General features: G+C 55.2%; 4 protein-coding genes. 1 reads left to right on the forward strand and 3 read right to left on the reverse strand.

Translation table 11 applies throughout. The annotated features are described in order from the left end of the window. Position 1 precedes the first annotated feature (1 nt). Entirely contained in the window at positions 2 to 1006 is a 1005-nt protein-coding gene (locus tag FE784_RS33845) for a polysaccharide deacetylase family protein (protein ID WP_139606672.1), read from the forward strand. Positions 1007 to 1068: 62 nt separating this feature from the next. Here FE784_RS33845 and FE784_RS33850 read toward each other — a convergent pair whose 3' ends face one another. From FE784_RS33850 to FE784_RS33860, 3 genes are all read right to left on the reverse strand, one after another. After that, positions 1069 to 2934, reverse strand: a complete 1866-nt coding sequence (locus tag FE784_RS33850) for a putative bifunctional diguanylate cyclase/phosphodiesterase (RefSeq protein WP_176706704.1) — start codon at positions 2932 to 2934, stop codon at positions 1069 to 1071. Positions 2935 to 4031: 1097 nt separating this feature from the next. Further along, positions 4032 to 5327 carry an RCC1 domain-containing protein gene (locus tag FE784_RS33855; protein WP_176706705.1) on the reverse strand — a complete coding sequence of 432 codons (1296 nt, stop codon included), beginning with the start codon at positions 5325 to 5327 and terminating at the stop codon, positions 4032 to 4034. Between the two features lie 55 nt (positions 5328 to 5382). Beyond that, on the reverse strand, positions 5383 to 6084 hold a 702-nt coding region (locus FE784_RS33860; protein WP_425465581.1), incomplete at its 5' end, for a BclA C-terminal domain-containing protein.

The following is a 6084-nucleotide window of genomic DNA, read 5'->3' on the forward strand; positions in this document are numbered from 1 at the left end:
TATGCGCAAACTAAGTTCGATACTGGCTGTGGCCTTGGCGGCGGGAACGCTGCTCGCGGCGTGCTCGGAAGGCGATAAGGAAGGCTCCGCCGTCTCCAAGGGCAATGCGGAAACGCCAAGCCGGCAGCAAACGGAAACCAAGACGGCGCCTCCCGCTTCGTCCTCTACGACGCAGCAGCCGGCAAAGCCGGAAACGAAGCCCGCCGACGAGACCCAAAAGGAGCCTGAGCCGAAGTCCGAGCCGAAGCCCGACCCGACGCCCGCACAGCAGCAAACCGTGGCGTCGCAGACGTACCAGCCGCCCAGAACGGCGACTGCGGCGGACAAGAAAGCCGTCTCCTGGTATTACATGAAGAAGAAAAAGGGCGAGGTGCCCGGGTTCCCGGCCGAAATCAAGCAGCTGAAGCCCGAACAAAAAGCCGTATGGGTCGGAACCGGCAAAAAAGTGTATATGACGATCGATGTCGGCGGCGAACTGCTCGATTACAAGACGCTGCTGAAGGCGTTCAAGGATAACGACGTCAAGGCGACATTTTTCGTAACCGGCTATAACTTGAAAAACAACCCGGACTACATCAAGCTTTTGCTGGAGGAAGGCCATACCGTAGGCAATCATACGATCACCCACAAAGACTTCACGACGCTTACGGACGAGCAGGTCAAGCAGGAAGTGGCGGAGTACGAGAAGCTTTACAAAAATATAACCGGCAAAGAGCCGGTCAAATATTTCCGTTTTCCATACGGGAGCTATAGCCTGCATCTGCTGAACCTGCTGTCGGATATGGGGTATACGTCGTATTTCTGGTCCACGGCGATGAAAGATTGGGAGCCGCGCAAAAACGGAGCCGATGACCCGTACAACGACATCATCGGCAATTTGCACGACGGCAACGTCATTTTGATGCATCAGGCTTCGAAGGAAAACATCGAAGCGATGGACCGCATTTTGAAGGAAATCAAAAAAGAAGGCTACGAATTCGGTACGCTGGACGAATTGCAAAAGTGACCTGCACGAATGTCCCGTTTCTGTTGCCTGCCGGGCAAAAGGAACGGGCTTTGTTTTTGCCGTTACGATGCAAAAAAGCGGGTGATTTCATGATGCGGCACCGGGCGGCTGAGCAAGTATCCTTGGATGCCCTTGCATTGCTGGCTTTGCAAGTATTGAAGCTGCGCTTCGGTTTCTACGCCCTCCGCTATGACGCCGAGGCGCAGGTTTTGGCTCAGATGGATGATCGTTTGAACGATCGCTTTGTCATTCGCGTCTTCGGGGATATCCTTGACAAACGACTGGTCGATCTTGATCGTGTCGATCGGCAGCTTCTTCAAGTAATTCAACGAGGAGTAGCCGACGCCGAAATCGTCCAGCGATATGCGTATGCCCATCCGCTTCAGCTCGTGCAGCGTCTGCAGCGTGACATCCGGATTGCTCATGATCGTGCTCTCGGTCAGCTCGATTTCCAGATAACGGGCGGGAAGCCCGGTATCGGCCAATACTCGGGAAATGAACGGCCCCAGATTGGGCTGCCGAAATTGGAGCATGGAGACGTTGACGGATACCGGCAAAGGAGAGTAGCCCTCGTCCAGCCAACGCTTCAGCTGCGCGCAAGCTTCTCTCAATACCCATTGATCGAGTAAAGTGATCAATCCCGTTTCTTCGGCAAGAGGAATGAACCGGGAAGGAGGAATGTTCCCCCAATCGGGATGAGACCAGCGCACCAACGCTTCTATTCCGATCATTTTTCTCGTGGCGGCATCGAACTGCGGCTGATAATACAGGTGCAGCTGTTCGTTCGCGATAGCGCGCCGAAGGCTCGTCTCCATGGATAAAAGCTGCGGAGTATGATCCTCTTTGGCCGGGGTGTAGAGCTGGTAGTTGTTGCGGCCTTGATCTTTGGCCCTGTACATGGCTTGGTCCGCATGCTTGATCAGCGTGTGGGCATCTCTTCCGTCATTCGGATAAAAGCTGATCCCGACGCTGACCGTCACATACAGCTCATGCCGGCCGAGAAAAATCGGGGACGTCAGCGACTGGATCATGTTTTGCGCGATGGCGACGCTGTCCTCCGCATGGGCCATTCCGCAGAGCAGCACGACAAACTCGTCCCCGCCGATACGGGCTATCGTATCGCTGCCCCTCAAGCAGGACACGAGCCGTTCGGCGATCGTCTTCAGCAGCTGGTCTCCCACGGAATGCCCCAGCGTATCGTTAATGCGCTTGAACCGGTCCAAGTCGAGAAATAATACGGCGAATATTCTGCGGTTATGGTCGGCATGCTGGATCGCCTCGGCGATCCGTTCATTCAGGAGCAGCCTGTTCGGAAGCCCTGTCACCGTATCGTGATAAGCTTGATGCCGGAGCCGGGCTTCCAACTGCTTCTGGACCGTGATATCCTTGAACACCGCGATGTAATACGCTACGGAATCCGCGCTTTCCTTCACGGCTGTAATGGTGATCGATTCGAGGAATATGTCCCCGTTTTTGCGCCTGTTCCATATTTCCCCCTGCCAGCTTCCTCGCAGTCTGATGCTGCTCCACATATTATCGTAAAACTCCCGGTTGTGCTTGCCTGAGCTTAATATTTTGGGCGAAGCGCCGACAATATCTTCCTCGGTGTAGCCGGTGATGGAGGAGAAGGCCGGATTGACGTACTGGATCGTCTGGAGGCTGTCCGCAACCATAATGCCTTCGGTTATATGCTCGAATACCGACGTGGCCATCCGCTCTTTTTTCTGAGTGAGCTTCATCTCGGACAACGTTTCTTTTCTATACGCAAACGATCCGACTATGAAGATCAGGATGGGGATCCATGCGGTGAACGATTCCAGCAAGGCAAGCGGCGCAGCGGTCCATGCTCCGGCAATAAGTACGGTTGGCAATAAAAAGGGGATGCCAAGTGCAGCTGTAACGGCGATAGCCTTAATCAACCTCGACATAAAGTCTCCTTGCCTCGCAGGAATTTTGGGATTTTTGAGCGACAGCATAATTCGCATACAAAAGTACACACCTCGCATGATCGTTGAAGTCTTGCCGCCTTTGCCGGCTCTCGCGAGACCGTGTATCCATAAAATAGCGGAACTGGCGTATGTTATTGACCCGAAAAGCAGTGCCGACAGCAAATTAGCGGAAAACCATTCCTCTATTACGCTGTTTACTACCCAGTTTCACCCCGAGAGATCGAAATAACGGAAACCTGTGCCGTTATATTCGGGATTGTACCGAAATTCGAGACCATAACGGAATCCAGTGCCGCTATATACAGGCAACGTGTTGTCACGCCCACCAAACGCCTCCAGCTTGTATGCGGATTAGGCTGTCGTAGTTTTTTTAGGAAAGCCTTTCTCCTATTGTAGTACGAATCGCCTTCCGGTTACATCAGGGAGCTCCCTATATTCGCAAGTTGCGGCGGCAATGCACATCCTCCGTAGAAGAGTGGACAAGCTGGGCGGCGACGTTAAATGGAAAAAGTCTGGTTGTTGAAAAAGTCAAAAAGAGAGAATTGTCATACAAAAAGGAGGTAGGGGAAATTGAGGAAAGCGAAGCGGTTGACTTCGCACCGCGTGGATCTCCCAGCGCGCGGTGTTTCGCTGCATGACGGCGGTCGGTCAACCACAATTTAAAATCGTGTTGTAACCGCCTAAAATCTTAAAAACAACACATTTTATCGAATGTGGAGCGCATTCCCCCACCTCTTGACTTCGGCGCTTCCTCTCTTACAGACTTTTTCAACAGCCTCAAAAAGTACAGTTAATTCGGCGATTTCCTCGATATGTCACGGTTTAAATGGAAAACCTGCATGTATTTCAGAGCGGTATGGTCCTTTTTCCGTTTTGAAGCGAGATTAGATGGAAGTTTTCCAGTCGGCTTCCGATTTCTTCGATAGTGTTCCGGTTTAACTGCATGTATTCCATTTCATGTTTAGGCGGACTAAAGAGAGGCCGTTACCGGCTCAATCCGGACCGCCGGATGCGACAATAGCCTCAGCCTGCCGTGGCGGCAAGCTGAGGCTGTTTGGTATGGTAAGGATTCCCGCTTATTTCGGACTATCCGATTTTGCCCGCAAGCCCGGCATGGATTGGGGCGAGAGCTGAATGTGCTTGCTCGCGCCGCCAATGCCGAGTTGCCCGTTTACGTTCGAGCCCCAAGTATAGAACGCACCGTTCGTTCCCGCGGCGCCGGCGGCATGAAGTCCGGCCGATATGCCCGTAGCCGTTAGGCCGGGTACTTGTACGGGAACGTTCTGATTTTTCGAGATTCCGTTGCCGAGCTGTCCGGAGCCGTTCGCTCCCCAAGCCCAGACGCTGCCGTCCCGTTTGAGCGCCATACTGAACCAGGCTCCCGCGGAGATCGCGGTTGCGTCCTGCAGTCCCGTAACTTGGACAGGGACGGTTCGGCTCTCGATCGTACCGTCGCCCAACTCGCCATAGGTGTTATGTCCCCATGAGAATATCGCACCGGACTCGGTTAGAGCGAGCGCATGATCGTATCCGGCGGAAACGGCCTTGATGCCGTTCAAGGAACCGATTCGGACGGGTGCATTGCGGGATACGATCGTCCCGTCTCCGAGCTGTCCGTGCTGGTTGGCGCCCCAGGCCCATACGGCTCTGTCGCGCGATACGGCCAAGCTGAACTGTCCTCCTGCGGTCACGGAGACGATGTCGTCAAGGCCATTCACTTGTACGGGCGATGTCCGCACCGAATTCGTGCCGTCGCCGATCTGCCCGAAGGCGTTCGCTCCCCAAGTCCATACGGTTCCGTCATCCTTCAGCGCAAGCGTATGTGTCGCTCCGGCCGACAATCCGACGATGCCGCTTAATCCGGCAACGGTCGCGGGTACTTCACGCGACGTCGTGGTCCCGTCCCCTAGTTGGCCGAAACGGTTATCTCCCCAAGTCAGCACGGAACCGTCCTGAAGCAAAGCCGCATTGTGGCTGCCGGCGTAAGCATCGATCACTTTATAGCTGTCCAAAGCCTGTCTCGGCGTCGATTCCCCTTGCGCCGATACGCTATGCCCCCACAGCCATAAGGTGCCGTTCTCGTCTATGGCCGAGCTGCGCTCCAGCCCGATCCGGAGAATGCCGGTCACTGCCGGAACGGGCTTGTAGGCGGCATACGTAACCGAAGTCACGGCAGGTGCGTATTGAGGCGAGGCGGGTACGCTCACGTAGGTTGCGGACCCGACCGACGGCTGGCTGGCCGAACCGCCGGCGTTTCCGTAAACGGACGACGACACCGACTGGCCGGCATTCGCGTACGCGAGTGCGGAAGGCGCCAGCATGCAGCAGACCGCTACCGATGCCCATACGGTTGCTTTTCGTTTGTTGTGCAATTGCATCTTCCTCCATCCGTGCCTGAAATCAAATTTGGTGTCGAAATCGCCGATCTTAGTCGAGCTTCTCGACAACGATCGATGCGCCTAACGAAGGAGCGAGTGCCAGCGTCAATGCTGTCATAGAATTGTTGCGCAGAGTAATCATATCTCCTGCTGCCAAAGTAAGAATGGCTTTGTTGCTGATTTGTCCCGTTGAAGTAAGTACAGGGATCGGGGTACTCGCATCGACAGCTCCGTTTACAGCAATCGCGAGCGCGGAGCCGATTCCTGCCGTAATATTCACCATGTAGCTGATGGCGTATGTTCCGGGAGTATTGATGGTTATTATGGTGGCACCAGCTGTATGCGATACAGCTGTTAGAGGCCCGTTATTGGAAAACGGAACATCGGCGCCGCCAGGAACAGTCGCATCGATTAATGTTGCCAGTTGATAGTTATAGCCGAAGGCCGAGAGTCCCCCCGTGCCAGTAGGTCCGGTTGCCCCCGTAGGTCCGGTCGGACCAGTGGCGCCGGTAACGCCTGCCCCAGTCGGACCCGTCGGTCCGGTAGCGCCCGTAGCACCCGTAGCACCCGTAGCACCCGTAGCACCCGTAGCACCTGTAACCCCGGTAGCTCCAGTGGGACCGGTGACTCCATCAGCCCCAGTAGCCCCCGTAGCGCCGGTAGCCCCCGTAACGCCTTGAATGCCCTGAATGCCCTGAATGCCCTGAATGCCCTGAATGCCCTGAGCGCCCGTCGGTCCGGTAGCGCCGGT

Source organism: Paenibacillus hemerocallicola, assembly GCF_006265175.1.
In the GTDB taxonomy this organism is placed as follows: domain Bacteria; phylum Bacillota; class Bacilli; order Paenibacillales; family NBRC-103111; genus Paenibacillus_AB; species Paenibacillus_AB hemerocallicola.